The sequence below is a fragment of the Paraburkholderia sp. RL17-373-BIF-A genome (genome assembly GCF_046030175.1).
Taxonomy (GTDB): domain Bacteria; phylum Pseudomonadota; class Gammaproteobacteria; order Burkholderiales; family Burkholderiaceae; genus Paraburkholderia.
Genome location: NZ_JARESO010000002.1, coordinates 320,067 through 335,732, shown reverse-complemented (window position 1 = coordinate 335,732; position 15,666 = coordinate 320,067). Strand labels below are relative to the sequence as shown.

Genomic DNA, 15,666 nt, shown 5'->3' with positions numbered 1-15,666 from the left:
CGCACAAAAAATCGACCCCCGCGATGCTTGCGCATGGCGGGGGTGATTACCTGCAGTCCGGCTGTAGCGCGCTACAACCCTGTACTGCGTGGCTTATAGCGACGCTTCCTGGATCGTGCCGGTGTCGATTGCGCGCTCGATCAGCCCTTCGTCTCGCGCTTTGGCGATGGCGTCGGCGATCAGTTTTTCCGGCTCCTCGATCTCGGCCTTGATCGTGCTGATGAACCCGGACGCATCCAGAACCACCAGTGTCTTCGCCGAATCAGCCAGGCTGATGATCACCCGATGCGGCGTGGGCCCTTCACCTAGACTCGCGCACAACTGCATGACGTTGCCGCCAATGGTTTGCTCAAAACTTTGAATCATTATTTGCTCCCTTGGTTACAGCCAGAATCGAAAGCGACCCGCACAGACTACCTCAACTGCCGTGTCAAAGCCCGAGTCCGCCACGCGGCGCTCGCGCACCGTCGATGCTGAGACGCCCCGCGCCCGTCACGAACAACAGTAGGAAACCGCCGGCAATGCCGATGTTCTTCCAGAAATGGATGACCATGTCGCGTTGCAAGGCGGCGTCGGTGACATTCCAGAAATCGTGGCCCAGCACCGCCGTCGCCACCGCGTACACCGCCAGGATCAGCGCGAGCGGGCGCACCTTGAAGCCGACGATCAGCAGCAGACCGCCGAGCGCCTCGACCGCCGTAGCAATCGGCGCGGCGACCTGCACGAACGGCACGCCCTTCGAATGCAGGTAGCCGACAAACCCCGCATAGCCCAGCAGCTTCATCACACCGCCCCACAGGAACAGCACGGCAAGGGCAATACGAGCGATGAGGATAACGCCGGAATCGACGGGACGCGACATGAGGGGCTCCTGTAAATGAATAAGCAGCAGACCCCGCCGGCAGCCCGCAGTTCCCGACTTTGCACCTGACAATAGGCGGTTTGGCCGCCTTTTCCTAGCTCGGACCAGAATGAGCGGCGCGGGACGCGCCGCATGTCGGGAAGGGAAAAGGTGTCCGAGCGATCCGCTCGTTAGCGTCCGCGGTGCATGCCGACGGCGGAATCGCCGCCGTGTTTATGCTTGAGGATACGTTGCGACTTCGATCAGATTGCCGTCCGGATCGCGGCAATACACTGAGGTCATCTTGCCGCGCGCGCCGTCGCGCTCCACCGGTCCGGCCTCGATTTCGACGCCTTGGGCGAGCCAATGCGCCTTGACCTCGGCCGGGCTCGTGGTCGTGACGAAACACAGATCGGCGCTGCCGGGCACCGGCTCGCGGCCAGTGAACCACGCGACGGTATCGGCGGTCGCGGGACGCAGATTGATCTTCTGATTGCCGTAAAACATCGCCACCCGCGTGCCCGTGCGCGACTCGAACTCGGCTCGCCGCATGCCGAGCATACGTGCGTACCACGCCGCGCTGACTTCCACGTCGGCGACGTTCAGAACGAGATGATCGAGACTGTCTATCGAGAAGCTCATAGTTTTCGTCACCGTGATGTCAGGCGATGCGCCGTGGCGGATCAGGCTGATCAGCCGACGGCAGTCAGACGAAAAGTTAGCACGTGCGCGAGATTCGCGTGCGGGGGCCGGCACGTTGCGCGCACGGCATTGCGCCGCGATGGCGCTGACGAAAGTTACGACTGAGGCGCGTCCGGCGCGAGCAGAACGCCCTTCGTGAAGACGAAGCAACCATAGCCGCGCTCTTCACCGGTCGCGATCACGCAATACGCTTTGCGCGCCCGCTCATAAAACGCAAACCGCTCGATCGACGCGAACGGCACATCGCGCCCTTCCGCTGCGTTGATCTCGACCTGTGCCTCGCGCTGCACGGCCGGAATCGTGTGCGGCTCGCCCACCACTTCCATGCGTGACGCGGGATGCTCGATGAACGTATCCAGCGGCATCACCGACAGCACCGCACGAATCGCGCGCGGCGCACTCACGCCGTCGAGGCGCAGCACTTTGCCCAGGACACTCTCACGCGCAACCGAGTCGCCGGGAAAATTGGCGTCGCAGATGACGAGTTCGTCGCCATGGCCCATCGCGCGCAATGCATGCAGTATGTCGGCGTTCAGCAGCGGGTCCAGATTCTTCAGCACGGTGTCTCCTTGTGGTCCGATTGGCGGTTGGCCGCCGAGGTTTGGACGTTGGTTATCGGGTCGCGCGAAGCGAGCAGTTCACGCCCGCGTTCGTGTCGGGCCGAAGCAGCAGCTGCCCGGCTCGACCAAAGCGTGTCCGCGCGTCGAATCGCATTCCAGCGGACGATTGTAGCAAGCAACGTCGCGGCCATTCGTCGAGGGTGGCGCGTGGCGGCTGCACGTTGCGTTGCCGGAGCGAGTCGTCGGCCGGACGTTTCGCATCGCCGGCAGAGACTCGGCTGCGCCGCACTGCCAGCGCAGCCAGCCGACCACCGCCAGCAGCACGAGACCCGCGCCGCCCAACACCGGCTCGCGCCAGCCCAGCAGCGCGATGAACATGAAGGCACGCGCACCGGCGAGCAGCGCGAAACCGGCGATTGCGCTGGACAGCGTGTCGACGGCGCCCGACAGGCGCGCCAACGCGATGGCCGTTTGGGGCGCCGTGGCAACGGGCTCGTGCATGATTGTCTCCGTAAAAAAGCGGTGCTCAGGCGCCGTCCGGCACGTGGTCGAGGAAGCCGGTGACGGCCCGCAAGCGTCCATGCGGATCGACCACGCCGAAGTCGGACCCCTTCACGATCGCGTCGCCCGCGGGCGTGGTCAGTTCCCATGCGAAACGCAGCCGGTCGGCAAAGCCGTCGACCTGGCCCGTACGGCGAAACGTGTGATGCGGGAAGCGCTCGTGCACCGCGCGGATCATCGCGTCGATGCCGTCGTGGCCCGCGCCTGCCAGCAGCGGGTCGCGATAGTCGGCGTCGGCGCTCCATGTCGCGGCGATCAACTCGCGACGGCGCGCGCCGTCGGTTTCGTTCCAGGCGTCGAAATAACGGTCGATCAGATCGGTATGCGCGTTCATCTTCAGACTCCTTCGTTGGCATGACTGAGCACTACGCTCGGCAGACAGGTTGTATGCGGCGGGCTCGGAGTGAAGATTGACGGCTTGGGCGCGGTGCGTCGATTACGTGGGAGGTAAGCATTCGCGCGCGTTTCGTTGTCCGTCGAATTGGCCATCCGGCCGAGTCGTCAGCCGCGGCGGCAGCCGCTAACCTCGTGTGGCGAATGGGGCCGCGCGGCGCGGCGCGCGGCATACGACGTACTCGACCGACACGGATACGGGGGCGCTTTTTCAATATGGTTTGCACACTTGCAAGACCGTATCCACAAGGATACAATTTTCAACAGATCGGTTGACCACCTGTGTACACGGTCAACCGCACCGAGGAATTCGACGCCTGGCTTGCGCGGCTCGCGGATGTACGAGCGAGGGCAAAGATACTCGTGCGGATCCGGCGTGCGGAACGCCGGCATTTCGGCGACGTGAAATTGCTGGAAGACGGTGTATCCGAGATGTGCATCGACTGCGGACCGGGGTATCGGGTCTACTTCGCGCGTGAAGGGCGCATGGTGTATCTGCTGCTCTGCAGTGATGACAAGTCCACCCAGCCGGCCGATATCAAGCATGCCAAAACAATGTGGGTAGCAATCAGAGAGGAACTGTCATGAGCAAGATCAAAACCGCGCGGTTCGACGCGTCGGACTACCTCGATAGCGAGGAAGCGATTGCTGAGTATCTCAACGCAGCGCTTGAAGACGGCGACGCCGACGTCCTGCTCGCCGCTATCGCCGACATCGCCAAAGCGCGCGGTATCGCCAGAGTTGCGGCAGACGCCGGACTCGGGCGCGAAAGCCTCTACAAAACGCTCGCGCCCGGTTCGAAACCGCGCATGGACACGGTGTTCAAATTGCTGCGCGCGCTCGGCGTCAAACTCAACGCGGTGCCGGAAGGTGCGGCGGCGGCCTGAATCGCGTTTGCCGTTCTGCTGGTGCCGCAGTTCACCAGTACGTTGGATTGACTTTGCTATCAGACGCGTTTCCGGGGTTTCGTAGGCGTGGCTGGGTGTATTCCGGGGTATTCCATTACCTCCCAGGTAATGGATCGCTGGCGCGGTTTGGCTATCATCGGTGGCATGAACACACTCTCTCTTGCGCAAACCGTCCCGTCGCATGCGCCGGCGGCCAGCCGCACAGTCGGCGACCTGCTGCGTGAATGGCGTCAGCGGCGAAGAATGAGCCAGTTGCTGCTTGCGGCTGAAGCCGATATTTCGACCCGGCATTTGAGCTTCGTCGAATCGGGCCGCGCGGTACCGAGCCGGGAAATGGTCATGCATCTTGCCGAACGGCTCGACGTGCCGCTGCGAGCACGCAACGCGCTGCTGGTCGCGGCCGGTTACGCGCCGCTGTTCCGGGAGCGTCCACTATCGGATCCGCAATTGGCCGCCGCGCGCGAGGCCGTCGACCTGGTGCTGAAGGGACACGAGCCCTACCCGGCGCTCGCCATCGACCGGCACTGGACCATCATTGCCGCGAACAACGCGCTTGCGCCGCTGCTGACCGGCGCCAGTCCGGAACTGCTGAAGCCGCCGGTCAATGCGCTGCGCCTGAGCTTGCATCCGGAGGGCATCGCGGCGTCGATCGTCAATTGGCATGCCTGGCGCGAGCACATACTGGCTCGGCTGCAGCGGCAAATCGACGTGAGCGGCGACGACACGCTGAGCGCGCTGCGCGAGGAGCTGGCCACCTATCCTGCGCCGCCGGACGCGGAAGCGGCCGAGCACGACAACCCCGCCGTCAATCAGATCGCGGTGCCGCTGCGGCTGCGCACGCCGATCGGCGTGCTGTCGTTTTTCAGCACGACCACGGTGTTCGGCACACCGGTCGACGTGACACTCTCGGAACTCGCCATTGAGGCATTCTTTCCGGCCGATCAGCAAACCGCGGCGGCATTGCGCGAATTCGGCGAAAGCCAACGCGCCGAGGCAGCACGCCAACCGTAGCCTGACGGTAGAAGACGAGGCACACTCCTGCATCGAACCTTTGTCCTTTCACTCGCTGATTTACGCGGAGAGATGCACTTGAACGACAACGCCGTACTCGTACGCCAACTCGGTCCGAATGACCGCGACGACTACTTCCAGCTTCGCCTGCGTGGGTTGATGGCGCATCCGGATTCGTTCGGCCAGAGTTACGAGGAAGCGCTCGCCAAAGGTGCGTCACAACACGAGGCAATGCTGAAGGGCTCGCGTGCGGCCGAAGGCGATTTTTTGCTCGGCGCTTACGCATCGGCTGGAACACCATTGATCGGCGTGGTCGGCCTGATCCGCAACCCTAGCGAGAAACAGCGGCACAAGGCCGCGGTGATCGGCATGTATGTCGCCCCGGAAGCCGCGGGCCGCGGCGTTGGGCGCGCGTTGCTCAACGAGTTGCTGGCGCGGGCCTCGCGCGTCGAAGGTCTACGGCAAATCCAGTTGCTGGTCGGCAGCCGCAACGAAGCTGCGAGAAAACTGTACGAGTCGTTTGGCTTTCGCAGATATGGCTGCGAGGTCGGCGCGCTGAATGTGGGCGGTGTGTTTCATGATGCGGATCTGATGGCGCTGTTTATCTAGTCGATACTGGGCGCGGCGGGTATCGCCCCTCGTCACTCTCATTCAACCGCCCTGCCGCAGCACGCGATCCGTGCTATCTTTTTTGACTACCTTTTCGCCATACCCGCCCCGACAGTGGCTATCCAGCCGTCATCGGGCTGCCTTCGACCCGTCGCTTGTCAGTCAACTCACACATGTCCGACCTCTCCACTTCGCTTCCGCGTGTGCCACGCCGTTTCGATATCAATCCGAAACCGCTCGGCGCCGCCCTCGTTCTGATCGCGCTCGGCGCCATTTATCTGGCGCAGACGGTCAGCGGCCGCCAGGCGGCGCTCTATCTTGTCGGCGCCCTGCTCGGCATGTCGCTTTACCACGCGGCGTTCGGCTTCACGTCGGCGTGGCGGGTTTTTATCGCCGACGGCCGCGGCGCCGGCCTGCGCGCCCAGATGCTGATGCTCGCGCTCGGAGTATTGCTGTTTTTCCCCGCGCTACAGGCCGGCACGCTGTTCGGCCATCCGGTCGTCGGGCTCGTCGCGCCGGCGGGCACGTCCGTGCTGGTCGGGGCGTTCATGTTCGGTATCGGCATGCAATTGGGCGGTGGCTGCGCGTCCGGTACGTTGTACACCGTGGGTGGCGGTAGCACCCGCATGATCGTTACGCTGGCGGCATTCGTTATCGGCTCGGTCGTCGCGACCGCGCACATGCCGTTCTGGACCGCCTTGCCGTCGCTCAAGCCGCTCTCATTGGTGACCGCGCTCGGCGCGGGCTGGGCCATCGTACTGAACCTGGTCATGTTCGCGGCCATCGCGGCACTTACCGTTCTGATCGAACGGCGCCGTCATGGCCAACTGATCAATGAGCCGCCGCGCCAGCCGCATACGTCGCCGTGGCTGCACGGTCCGTGGCCGCTGTTCGTCGGCGCGATCGCGCTGGTTCTGCTCAACTTCGCGACGCTAGCGCTCTCCGGGCGCCCGTGGGGCGTGACGTCGGCGTTCGCGCTCTGGGGCGCCAAGTTCTTTGCCGTGCTCGGCATCGACGTGGCCAACTGGCCGTATTGGGCCGCTCACGCCAACGCGGGCTCCCTCGCCGCCCCTGTTACACACGACGTCACCTCGGTGATGGATATCGGCATCGTGCTCGGCGCGATGGCGGCCGCGGCGCTGGCCGGACGTTACGCACCGGTGTGGAAAGTGCCGGCGCGCTCACTGATTGCGGCGGTGGTCGGCGGCCTGATGCTGGGCTACGGAGCCCGTCTGGCCTACGGTTGTAACATCGGCGCCTACTTCAGCGGCATCGTGTCAGGCAGCTTGCACGGCTGGCTGTGGCTGGCCGCCGCCTTTGCCGGGAATGTGCTGGGCACACGCCTGCGGCCGGCGTTCGGTCTCGAAGTCGAACGCGTGCGCGCTAACGGCTGCTAGAAGTTACGCAAGAAGTTACAAATGCGGCTCCGTTTGTAACTGGGGTCGCTCCAACCTGTTACATCTCTGTTTTGTCCCCATAGCAGCGCTTTACAGCGGTATTTATTACTCTATATTGAGCTCGCTTTCTATTTCCTTTCTGCGCTAACCTGGAATTACCGACCGACTTGCGGGCAGCGCCGTTTGCTCATATGAATGAACGAAACGCCCGTCATACAAGGGTTTTCATGGATCAGACAAAAATCCTCGATGGCGGAAAATTCGCTAGGCATCGGCTATTACAGGACCGTGAAAGAGTTACCGAAATTTGATGTATCTTTTTGAGATATTTTTTTGAGAAGGGATTGATTTCTTGTTTTACCCTTCATACAATTCGTCCCAAGCTGTTACGAAATGTAACGCGATGTATCAAAAGGTCGCTGTCTGTATCAGGCGGTGACAGTAGCCGGAGGACAACGTTTCCGGCGAGGCACAAAAGACATAACGGCAAAAAATGCCGACATAGTAATTCGGGGCTTCGGAAAACACAGAAATGGACCGTAGCAGCGAGACGCTGGATTCAATCCGCGAGATCAACTTGTCTTACATCATGCTCGCGCAACGTATGTTGCGCGAGGACAAACCGGTCGGCATGTTCCGGCTGGGATTGTCGTCGGAGCTGGCTGATTTGCTTGCCGGGCTGTCGCTCGCGCAGATCGTCAAGCTGGCCGCTTCCGATCAGCTTTTGTGCTTCTTCCGCTTCAACGACCACTCGATGCTGTCGGCGTTGACGCAAACGACGAAGCACGCCGCCGTTGCACCGACTCACGCGGCGATCCTGCTTGCAGGCCAGCCGGCTGAACAGTTCGCTTAATCGAGGTGACTGCGATGCTCAAGCGTAGCCTGACGGAAGACGCACAGGAAGTATTCCGCGCCATTGCGCTGATCGAACTGGGCGCACGCATGCAAGTGCTCGAGAGTGAATTGACGCTCTCGCGCGATCGCATGATCCGCCTGTATCGTGAGGTCAAGGGCGTATCGCCGCCCAAGGGCATGCTGCCGTTCTCGGCGGACTGGTATATGACGTGGCTGGCGAACATCCACGCGTCGTTGTTCTACAACACCTACCTGTTCCTGAAGAACGAAGCGCGCTGCTCGCATCTGGATGCGCTGACCAAAGGGTATCGGCTGTATCTGGAACATTGCCAGCACAGCGAAACCGAACCCGTGCTGGACTTGACGCGTGCGTGGACGCTGGTGCGTTTCTTCGACGCCGACATTCTGCAATTGACCAAATGCTGCCGCTGCACCGGCAAGTTCGTGGCGCACAAGCACGATCTGCAACACAACGTGGTGTGTGGCGCATGCCAGCCGCCGTCGCGTGCCGGCAAGACGAAGAAAGCCGCGGCGGCTCGCCAGGAAGCGCTCGAAGCAGCGCAGATCGCGCAAGCAGCGTGATCACCTCGAAGAGGGCAGGTCCAGCCCGATTCGAACCGAAGCCTTGATTAGAAAGTCCGCCTCCGCGCGGACTTTTTTTTCGTCCCCTCTCCGCCGCGGCGGTCGGCAGCGGGCAACCAGCGGCCGGCGGCCGCACAAGGCACGCGTCGAAAGGCCGGATCAGCCGGCCAATCCCACCGTCTGCACCACCAGCCACAAATTCGCCGCACTGATCACCACGAACAGCGTCCACGCGACGAACCGCGTCAGCAGCGTGTTGGCGAATTCGCCCATCAACGAACGGTCGCTGGTCATGCGGATCAGCGGATAAAGCGCGAACGGCAATTGCAGGCTCAGCACGACCTGGCTGGCGACCAGCAGTTTGCCGACCGCGCCATTGCCCATCATCTGCACGCCGATCAGGGCGGGGATCAAGGCGAGTGCCCGCGTAATGAAGCGCCGTTGCCAGCACGGAATCTTCAGCTTCAGGAAGCCTTCCATGATGACCTGCCCCGCCACGGTGCCGGTGAAAGTCGAGCTTTGTCCCGAAGCGAGCAGGGTCACGGCGAACAACACCGCCGCGAAACCGGTGCCGACGATGGGCGCGAGCAGCTTGTAGGCATCTTCGATTTCGGTGACCTGATTGTGGCCGGTGGCATGGAACGCCGCGGCGGCAAGAATCAGGATCGCCATGTTGATCAGCAGCGCGAGCACCAGCGCGGCGATCGTGTCGATGCGCGACATGCTGATCGCCGAGCGGATGCTGGCGGGGTCGCGCTTCACCGCGCGTGTCTGCACAATCGACGAATGCAGATAGAGGTTATGCGGCATGACGGTCGCACCGAGAATGCCGATTGCCAGATACATGGGTTCGCGCGAACTCAAAGCCTGCCACGACGGAATCAGCCCCTGCGCGACCGACGGCCAATGCGGCTGCACCAGCGCGAGCTCGATGATGTATCCCACGCCGATGGTCGCGATCAGCCCGAGCATGATCGCTTCGAGGTCGCGAAAGTTCTTGCCCTTCAGGCCGAGCACGATCAGCGTATCGAACGCGGTCAGCAGGACGCCGGTGGTCAGCGAGCATTTGAATAGCAGGTGGAAGGCGAGCGCGCCGCCCAGTACTTCGGCCAGGTCGCACGCCACGATCGACAGTTCCGCGAGCAGCCACTGAAAGCGCGCCACAGCCGGCGAATAACGATCTCTCGACAACGCCGCGAGATCACGTCCGGTCGCGATGCCAAGGCGCATGCTCAGGCATTGCAGCGCCATCGCCGCGAGACTCGACAGCATGACGACGAACAGCAGGCTGTAGCCATAGCGCGATCCGGCTTCGATGTCGGTGGCCCAGTTGCCCGGATCCATGTAGCCGATCGAGATCAGCAGGCCGGGCCCTGCGAACTGCAGGATTTTCTTCCAGAAAGGCGCGCCTTGCGAGACGGCCACCGAGCCTTGCACTTCGGATGGGCAAAACGGCGCCGTTGCGGTGGTCGGTAATTTGAACTGCAATCCGGGAATCTCTTGAAGGGGATCAAACACGGCGCCTCGTACAGGCCGCCGCGAACCGCCTCAAGTGTACAAAGAAACTTCCGGCAACGCGCCGGTGAGCGCGTACCGGCCGACGTCGCGCACCCGATAGTCGAGCGGATCATGCAGCGTATGCACACGGGCGTTGCGCCAGAAACGGTCGAGCGCGAGCGGCGCGTGCGTGGCGCGGGCGCCACAGGCATCGAACAGTTTTTCGCTGACGTCGAGCGCGGCGCGATGCGCGACGATCTTCGCCTCCGACGTGGCGAGCGCGACCTGCGCGCGTGTTTCAGCGCTAAGCGACGAGCCTTGTTGCCAGGCGTCCTCGAGCAACCAGGCCGCACGCGTGGCCAACGCTTCGGCGCTCACTGCCTGCAGGCGCATCTCGCCGAAACGCTGGATCAGGTAGGGATCGTCGGTGGCCTTGTCGACGCCGGAATAGATCCACGCCTTGCCGTGTTGCGTGACGTAAGCACGCGCTTCGTCGAGCGCGCCTTGCGCGATGCCCACGAACAGATTCGTCAGCACCTGCTGCGAGATCAGCGTGCGCAAACTCGCGTGCGGTGTGTCGGGCCGCACCATCACTTCATCGGGTTCGAGCTTGACCCGCACGAAGGACACGCTGCCGCTGTCGGTTTGCCGCTGGCCGATCGGATTCCAGTCCTCGTGAACGGTGATACCTTCGCGCGTGGTCGGCACCACGCCGAAGACCGGTTTGCCGGTGAGCGGATCGTGTGCGGAAACCGTCATCATGTGCGAGCCACGTGTGCCGGAGCAAAAGCCTTTCTGGCCGTCGAGCAGGTAGCCGCCGTCATCCGTTGCACTTGCAACGAGTCGCGTGTCGAGCGGATTGACGGCGTTGCCCCACCACCATCGTTCTCTCACGGTGCCGCCGAGATAGCGGGCACGTTGTTCTGGATTGCCCCATACATTGACGCTGACCACCTGCAAGCAGGTGAAGCCCAACAGATGCGCGAGCGCGCTGTCTACTTGCGCAATCTTGCGGATCGTCTCGTAGATGTCAGGCCAACGCGCGCCGAGGCCACCGAATTCGCGCGGCACCGCGAGCGTGAGCAGCCCCGCGTCGGCGATCCATTGTTTCTCCTGCGCGGCATGGCCGCCATCGATATCGCGCTGCGCGGCACTGGCGTGCAATGCGTCGAGCAAACCCGTGAGATCGCGCACCTCCGGCGCAGCGAATGCCTGAGGCGTTTGCAACGCATCGGCATGACGAGGATCGTTCATGCAATTTCCACGTGAAGAGATTTTGGGCGAGCGGCGGCAAGCGGCACGCCTACCGCGGCGCTCAATGCCCTAGCTAGCATGATAGGCCTTGATGTAAGCGCCGCAAACTTGCGCGGTTATTCTTCGTGCAAATAGCGGCCGCGCGGTAAATACGATCACGTCCGCTGCGCAAGCCGCCGCGCGAACCGGTCGCCGACGAACTGCACGGCCGTGACGATCGCGATCAGCAGCACGATCACCGTCACCATCACAGTCGTATCGAAACGCTGATAGCCGTAGCGGATTGCCAGATCGCCAAGGCCGCCCGCGCCGACCGCGCCCGCCATCGCCGACGAACCGATCATCGCCACCACGGTAATCGTGAAGCCGCCGAGAATGCCCGGCAGCGCCTCGGGCAAGAGCACATGCCAGATGATATGCCGGCGTTGCGCGCCCATGGCCTGCGCGGCTTCGATCAAACCGCGGTCCACTTCGCGCAGGCTCACTTCAGCCACGCGCGCGAAAAACGGAATCGCCGCGATACTGAGCGGCACGATCGCCGCCCATACGCCGATCGTCGTGCCGATCAGCAAACGCGTGAGCGGCAGCAACGCAACCAGCAAAATGATGAAGGGCGTCGAGCGGAACGCGTTGACGAGCGCACCGAGCGTGCTGTTCACCGCCCGCTTCTCGAAGATGCCGCCGCGCGTCGTCGTGACCAGCACCAGCGCCAGAGGAATGCCGACCAGCGCCGCGACGAATGCGGACACGCCAACCATGACGATGGTGTCGCGAATCGCGTCGGCGAGTTCGGAAAGCCACAACTCAGACATAGCCCAATACCTCGACATGGTTGGCGTAACGGCGCGCGCCTTCGAGCAGCGTCGCGATCTGCTTCTGCACGGTGGTGCCCGCATTCGCACGCACTTGCGCCGACACGACAAGGCGCCCTTGCGCATGCCCCTGAATCCGGTCGATGCCGCCATGAACGAAACTCACGTTTCCGCCTTCGACACTCAACGCCGCGGCAAGGCCGCCGAGATCGGGCTCACGCGCATCGACACCGGTGAAACGCACGTCCAGCAGAATCTGCGCATCCACTTGCGCGATGTCGTGCAGCGGCTTGACCCGCTCCGCAAGGTCCGTCGGCAAGTCATGCACCAAGGTCCGCAACAACGCGCGCGTCGCATCATGTTGCGGGTCGCCGAACACGCGCCACACGGGGCCGGTCTCCACCACCTCGCCGCGCTCGATCACCGCAACCGTATCGCAGACCTCGCGAATCACCTGCATCTCGTGCGTGATCAATACGATAGTCAGGTTCAGGCGTTGATTGATACCGCGCAGCAGCGCGAGAATGGCTTGCGTCGTTTCCGGATCCAGTGCGGAGGTGGCCTCGTCGCAAAGCAAAATGTCCGGGTCGGTGACCAACGCGCGCGCAATGCCGACGCGCTGCTTCTGGCCGCCGGACAAACTCGCCGGATACGCGTCGCGTTTGGCGGACAATCCCACCAGTTCCAGCAGCGCATCCACCTTTTTATCGATCGCCGCTTTCGGCACACCGGCGATTTTCAGTGGCAACGCGATGTTCTCGCGCACCGTCTTCGCCGAAAGCAGATTGAAGTGCTGAAACACCATGCCGATGCGCCGGCGCAACGCCACGAGTCCGCGCTCGTCGAGTTCGCCGACGCTCACGCCCTTAACGCGCACCGCGCCTGAACTCGGTTTCTCCAGGCCGTTGACGAGCCGCAACAATGTCGACTTGCCCGCACCGCTGCGGCCGATGATGCCGAACACTTCGCCTCGCGCCACATTCAACGTGACGTTGGCGAGCGCCGAAGTCGACACGCCGCGCGAGTTGGCGAACACTTTGCCGACATCGTCGAATATCACGGCGGCTTGCGTCGCTGTTTGATCCGAACCGGAATGCACAGCGAGAGACGGCGCGCCTTCGATGAATTGCGGCACGTCGAAAAGATTGGCCATGGTTTCGCTCCCCTCTTACGCTTCCGCGGTGGCCGGCGCGGCGGCTTGCACCCGGCGACGATGCTGCGCACCCGTATGTACGCCGGGCAGCCGGGCACGCCCGCTGCCGAACAGTTTCTCGCGCAGGGTCGGCGCAGGATCGTAATCCTCCTTGTACACGCCGCGATTCTGCAATTCCGGCACCACCAGATCGACAAAGTCTTCGAACGATTCAGGCATCACGGTGCGCGTCAGATTGAAGCCGTCGACGCCCGTTTCCTCGATCCACGACACCAGTTCATCCGCGATCTGCTGCGGCGAGCCGACCACCGGCTTCGCGCGGCCGCCGAGCGTCATCTGTTCGAGCACTTTGCGTTTGGTCCACACGCCGCTCACGCTCCTCTTCGAAATCGCCTCGACGGCCGATTGCATCGACTCGGTCTTCACGTAGGAGATCGGTTCGTCCAACTCGTATTGCGAGAAGTCAATGCCGGTCGAACTGGAGAAATGCGCGATGCCGCCTTCGGCGCTCGCATACCGGCGGTATTCCTCGAATTTTTCCTGCGCGGCCCGTTCTGTTTCACCGACTACAACGGTGATGCCCGCGAAGATCTTGATGTCGTCCGGTGCGCGGCCGAAACTCACCGCACGTGCGCGGATGTCATCGACAATCGAGCGCGTCAACTGCTTGTTCTGACCGCCGACAAACACGCATTCCGCGTGACGCGCCGCGAAATCGACGCCACGGCTCGACGAGCCCGCCTGATACAACACCGGCGTGCGTTGCGGCGACGGCTCGCTCAGATGAATCGCGTCGATCGAATAGTACGGACCGTCGTGCTTCACGCGATGCACCTTGTCCGGATGCGAGAAGATGCGCGCCGCGCGGTCGCGCACCACGGCGTCGTCTTCCCAGCTCTGTTCCCACAGCTTGTAGACCACGTCCATGTAATCGTCGGCGCGGTCGTAGCGGTCGTCGTGGCTGATCTGCTGCGCGAGGCCCATGCCGCGCGCCGCGCTGTCCAGATAGCCCGTCACGATGTTCCAGCCCACTCGGCCTTTGGTCAGATGGTCGAGCGTCGACATGCGACGCGCGAACAGATACGGCGGCTCGTAAGTCAGATTCGACGTGACGCCGAAACCGATGTGTTTCGTCACGTGCGCCATCGCGGGCACGATCAGCGACGGATCGTTGATCGGAATCTGCACTGATTCGCGCAGCGGCGTTTCCGGGCCGCCCTGATAAACGTCGTACACGCCAACGATATCCGCGAGAAAGATGCCGTCGAACTTGCCACGCTCCAGCGTTTGCGCGAGGCTCGTCCAATAGTCGAGATCGGTGTAATGCGCCGAACGGTCGCGCGGATGCGTCCACAACCCGTGATTGATGTGGCCGACCGCATTCATGTTGAAGGCGTTCAGCAGGATCTTTTTCTTGGCCATCGTGCGGCTCCTTTGGCTTTCCGGTTTCGGCTAACCGCGCGGGTTACCAGGCGACGGCGTAGAGATTGCCGAACGCCTTGTCGAGTGCGGCGCGCACTGCCGGTGAATGCTGATAGATCGAGATGAACTTGCGGATACGCGGATCGTTCGCGCTTTCCGGACGCACGACCCACTGGATCGCGTAGTTCTTGTTTTCCAGGCCGTCGAACAGCAGCGCGCTATTCGGATCCGTGGTGCCGGCGAGCTTGATGAAACTCGGGTAACCCTGCGCGAGATCGACGTCGTCGAGCGAACGCGCCAATTGCGATGCTTCGAGCTGCACGATCTTCAGGTGCTTCGGGTTGTCGATGATGTCGAGCGTGGTCGCGCGATAGTCGATGCCCGCCTTCAGCTTGATGAGACCGGCGCGCTGCAGCAATAGCAGGCCACGTCCGCCGTTGACCGGATCGTTGGCGATCGCGACGGTGGCGCCGTCTTTCAATTCGTCGAAGCGTTTGATCTTCTTCGAATACAGGCCGATCTTCATGATCGTGCCCGGTGCGATCGCGACGAAGTTATAACCGCCTTGCTTCTTTGCATTCTCGAGAAACGGAATGTGCTGGAAGTAGTTGACGTCGATGTCCTTGTTCGCGAGCGCCGCGTTCGGCGTGTTCCAGTCGGTGAATTCGATGATCTTCACGTCGAGGCCCTGTTCTTTCGCTTCGCGCGCGGCGATTTTGAGCGCTTCGATTTGCGGACTGGTCGCGGTGCCGATTTTCAGCGTGGGCGAGTCGGCCGCTGAAGCAGGCACGGCCTGCAACGCGAGTGCGAGACCGAACGCACTGATGAGCGAGACAGCCGGCGTGTGGAAAAAGCGCTGCACGGTGGATAGAAAAATGCGCATGGTGAACTCGTGAGTTTCGGGCGTGGTTCGATTCGAGGCGAGCCGATCCAGCGGCATGCGCCGAAGCGTCTACAAAGGGAGTTCCTTCGAGCGCAATCAGGCTTGCCGGATAGGTCGGGCAACGGAAAATCCACTACGTGCGGCTTAAACCGCGCGTGGCAGCGACAGGACGCGCAATCGGGTCAGCGCGGACAGCGGAAGGTCGGACAGGTCATCGCCTCTCTCC

Annotated in this window: 19 protein-coding genes; 7 read left to right on the top strand and 12 right to left on the bottom strand. The window is 62.6% G+C overall.

All coding sequences use genetic code 11. The features are described 5' to 3' along the window. Positions 1 to 93: 93 nt before the first annotated feature. The 6 genes from P0D80_RS03490 to P0D80_RS03465 all read right to left on the bottom strand — a co-directional run bounded on the left by P0D80_RS03490 (position 94) and on the right by P0D80_RS03465 (position 2,998). Complete coding sequence (locus P0D80_RS03490) at positions 94 to 366, bottom strand: hypothetical protein (RefSeq protein WP_408174922.1); 273 nt, start codon at positions 364 to 366, stop codon at positions 94 to 96. 64 nt (positions 367 to 430) lie between these two features. Beyond that, positions 431 to 862 carry a DoxX family protein gene (locus P0D80_RS03485; RefSeq protein WP_408174924.1) on the bottom strand — a complete coding sequence of 144 codons (432 nt, stop codon included), beginning with the start codon at positions 860 to 862 and terminating at the stop codon, positions 431 to 433. A 213-nt stretch (positions 863 to 1,075) separates the two neighbouring features. After that, positions 1,076 to 1,483, bottom strand: coding sequence for a VOC family protein (locus tag P0D80_RS03480; RefSeq protein ID WP_132377690.1), 408 nt, complete (start codon positions 1,481 to 1,483; stop codon positions 1,076 to 1,078). 155 nt (positions 1,484 to 1,638) lie between these two features. Beyond that, positions 1,639 to 2,103 carry an RbsD/FucU family protein gene (locus tag P0D80_RS03475; protein WP_408174925.1) on the bottom strand — a complete coding sequence of 155 codons (465 nt, stop codon included), beginning with the start codon at positions 2,101 to 2,103 and terminating at the stop codon, positions 1,639 to 1,641. Positions 2,104 to 2,181: 78 nt separating this feature from the next. Continuing rightward, positions 2,182 to 2,604: a hypothetical protein gene (locus P0D80_RS03470; protein WP_408281190.1), complete on the bottom strand. Its 423-nt coding sequence runs from the start codon at positions 2,602 to 2,604 to the stop codon at positions 2,182 to 2,184. Positions 2,605 to 2,629: 25 nt separating this feature from the next. Continuing rightward, positions 2,630 to 2,998: a nuclear transport factor 2 family protein gene (locus P0D80_RS03465; protein WP_408281188.1), complete on the bottom strand. Its 369-nt coding sequence runs from the start codon at positions 2,996 to 2,998 to the stop codon at positions 2,630 to 2,632. 341 nt (positions 2,999 to 3,339) lie between these two features. Between P0D80_RS03465 and P0D80_RS03460 the strand changes: the two genes are divergently transcribed. The 7 genes from P0D80_RS03460 (at position 3,340) to flhC (ending at position 8,419) form a co-directional block, all read left to right on the top strand. Continuing rightward, positions 3,340 to 3,645, top strand: coding sequence for a type II toxin-antitoxin system RelE/ParE family toxin (locus tag P0D80_RS03460; protein WP_408281185.1), 306 nt, complete (start codon positions 3,340 to 3,342; stop codon positions 3,643 to 3,645). Then, the gene (locus P0D80_RS03455) at positions 3,642 to 3,944 is read left to right on the top strand and encodes an addiction module antidote protein (protein ID WP_132377695.1); all 303 of its coding nucleotides are present in this window, start codon (positions 3,642 to 3,644) and stop codon (positions 3,942 to 3,944) included. The genes P0D80_RS03460 and P0D80_RS03455 overlap by 4 nt, the downstream gene beginning before the upstream one ends. A 165-nt stretch (positions 3,945 to 4,109) precedes the next feature. After that, complete coding sequence (locus tag P0D80_RS03450) at positions 4,110 to 4,976, top strand: helix-turn-helix domain-containing protein (RefSeq protein WP_408429014.1); 867 nt, start codon at positions 4,110 to 4,112, stop codon at positions 4,974 to 4,976. A 72-nt stretch (positions 4,977 to 5,048) separates the two neighbouring features. After that, entirely contained in the window at positions 5,049 to 5,585 is a 537-nt protein-coding gene (locus P0D80_RS03445) for a GNAT family N-acetyltransferase (protein WP_408281178.1), read from the top strand. Between the two features lie 173 nt (positions 5,586 to 5,758). Continuing rightward, the gene (locus P0D80_RS03440; RefSeq protein WP_408281175.1) at positions 5,759 to 6,982 is read left to right on the top strand and encodes a YeeE/YedE family protein; all 1,224 of its coding nucleotides are present in this window, start codon (positions 5,759 to 5,761) and stop codon (positions 6,980 to 6,982) included. 532 nt (positions 6,983 to 7,514) lie between these two features. Further along, entirely contained in the window at positions 7,515 to 7,835 is a 321-nt protein-coding gene (flhD, locus tag P0D80_RS03435; RefSeq protein ID WP_028194930.1) for a flagellar transcriptional regulator FlhD, read from the top strand. Between the two features lie 14 nt (positions 7,836 to 7,849). After that, a complete protein-coding gene (flhC, locus tag P0D80_RS03430) occupies positions 7,850 to 8,419 on the top strand; it encodes a flagellar transcriptional regulator FlhC (RefSeq protein WP_007177883.1) in 570 nt (189 codons plus the stop codon). A gap of 159 nt (positions 8,420 to 8,578) precedes the next feature. Here the strand turns inward: flhC and P0D80_RS03425 are convergent, their stop codons facing one another. The 6 genes from P0D80_RS03425 to P0D80_RS03400 all read right to left on the bottom strand — a co-directional run bounded on the left by P0D80_RS03425 (position 8,579) and on the right by P0D80_RS03400 (position 15,440). After that, on the bottom strand, positions 8,579 to 9,907 hold the full coding sequence (locus tag P0D80_RS03425; protein WP_132379360.1) for an Nramp family divalent metal transporter: 1,329 nt from the start codon (positions 9,905 to 9,907) through the stop codon (positions 8,579 to 8,581). A gap of 60 nt (positions 9,908 to 9,967) precedes the next feature. Then, positions 9,968 to 11,170 carry an acyl-CoA dehydrogenase family protein gene (locus tag P0D80_RS03420; RefSeq protein WP_408281173.1) on the bottom strand — a complete coding sequence of 401 codons (1,203 nt, stop codon included), beginning with the start codon at positions 11,168 to 11,170 and terminating at the stop codon, positions 9,968 to 9,970. A gap of 155 nt (positions 11,171 to 11,325) precedes the next feature. After that, positions 11,326 to 11,982 (bottom strand): methionine ABC transporter permease, encoded by a 657-nt coding sequence (locus P0D80_RS03415; RefSeq protein WP_132377698.1) that lies wholly within the window; start codon positions 11,980 to 11,982, stop codon positions 11,326 to 11,328. Continuing rightward, positions 11,975 to 13,135, bottom strand: coding sequence for a methionine ABC transporter ATP-binding protein (locus P0D80_RS03410; protein WP_408281171.1), 1,161 nt, complete (start codon positions 13,133 to 13,135; stop codon positions 11,975 to 11,977). The genes P0D80_RS03415 and P0D80_RS03410 overlap by 8 nt, the downstream gene beginning before the upstream one ends. A 15-nt stretch (positions 13,136 to 13,150) precedes the next feature. Continuing rightward, positions 13,151 to 14,557, bottom strand: a complete 1,407-nt coding sequence (locus P0D80_RS03405) for an LLM class flavin-dependent oxidoreductase (protein WP_408281168.1) — start codon at positions 14,555 to 14,557, stop codon at positions 13,151 to 13,153. Between the two features lie 43 nt (positions 14,558 to 14,600). After that, positions 14,601 to 15,440: a MetQ/NlpA family ABC transporter substrate-binding protein gene (locus P0D80_RS03400; RefSeq protein WP_408281166.1), complete on the bottom strand. Its 840-nt coding sequence runs from the start codon at positions 15,438 to 15,440 to the stop codon at positions 14,601 to 14,603. Positions 15,441 to 15,666 lie beyond the last annotated feature (226 nt).

Excerpts from the sequence above, each read along its gene's own strand:
- P0D80_RS03470 (WP_408281190.1), bottom strand. The coding sequence starts at position 2,604 with ATGCACGAGCCCGTTGCCACGGCGCCCCAAACGGCCATCGCGTTGGCG.
- P0D80_RS03450 (WP_408429014.1), top strand. The coding sequence starts at position 4,110 with ATGAACACACTCTCTCTTGCGCAAACCGTCCCGTCGCATGCGCCGGCG.
- P0D80_RS03420 (WP_408281173.1), bottom strand. The coding sequence starts at position 11,170 with ATGAACGATCCTCGTCATGCCGATGCGTTGCAAACGCCTCAGGCATTC.
- P0D80_RS03480 (WP_132377690.1), bottom strand. The coding sequence starts at position 1,483 with ATGAGCTTCTCGATAGACAGTCTCGATCATCTCGTTCTGAACGTCGCC.
- P0D80_RS03445 (WP_408281178.1), top strand. The coding sequence starts at position 5,049 with ATGCACTTGAACGACAACGCCGTACTCGTACGCCAACTCGGTCCGAAT.
- P0D80_RS03415 (WP_132377698.1), bottom strand. The coding sequence starts at position 11,982 with ATGTCTGAGTTGTGGCTTTCCGAACTCGCCGACGCGATTCGCGACACC.
- P0D80_RS03440 (WP_408281175.1), top strand. The coding sequence starts at position 5,759 with ATGTCCGACCTCTCCACTTCGCTTCCGCGTGTGCCACGCCGTTTCGAT.
- P0D80_RS03410 (WP_408281171.1), bottom strand. The coding sequence starts at position 13,135 with ATGGCCAATCTTTTCGACGTGCCGCAATTCATCGAAGGCGCGCCGTCT.
- P0D80_RS03485 (WP_408174924.1), bottom strand. The coding sequence starts at position 862 with ATGTCGCGTCCCGTCGATTCCGGCGTTATCCTCATCGCTCGTATTGCC.
- P0D80_RS03405 (WP_408281168.1), bottom strand. The coding sequence starts at position 14,557 with ATGGCCAAGAAAAAGATCCTGCTGAACGCCTTCAACATGAATGCGGTC.
- P0D80_RS03465 (WP_408281188.1), bottom strand. The coding sequence starts at position 2,998 with ATGAACGCGCATACCGATCTGATCGACCGTTATTTCGACGCCTGGAAC.
- P0D80_RS03455 (WP_132377695.1), top strand. The coding sequence starts at position 3,642 with ATGAGCAAGATCAAAACCGCGCGGTTCGACGCGTCGGACTACCTCGAT.
- flhD (WP_028194930.1), top strand. The coding sequence starts at position 7,515 with ATGGACCGTAGCAGCGAGACGCTGGATTCAATCCGCGAGATCAACTTG.
- flhC (WP_007177883.1), top strand. The coding sequence starts at position 7,850 with ATGCTCAAGCGTAGCCTGACGGAAGACGCACAGGAAGTATTCCGCGCC.
- P0D80_RS03400 (WP_408281166.1), bottom strand. The coding sequence starts at position 15,440 with ATGCGCATTTTTCTATCCACCGTGCAGCGCTTTTTCCACACGCCGGCT.
- P0D80_RS03490 (WP_408174922.1), bottom strand. The coding sequence starts at position 366 with ATGATTCAAAGTTTTGAGCAAACCATTGGCGGCAACGTCATGCAGTTG.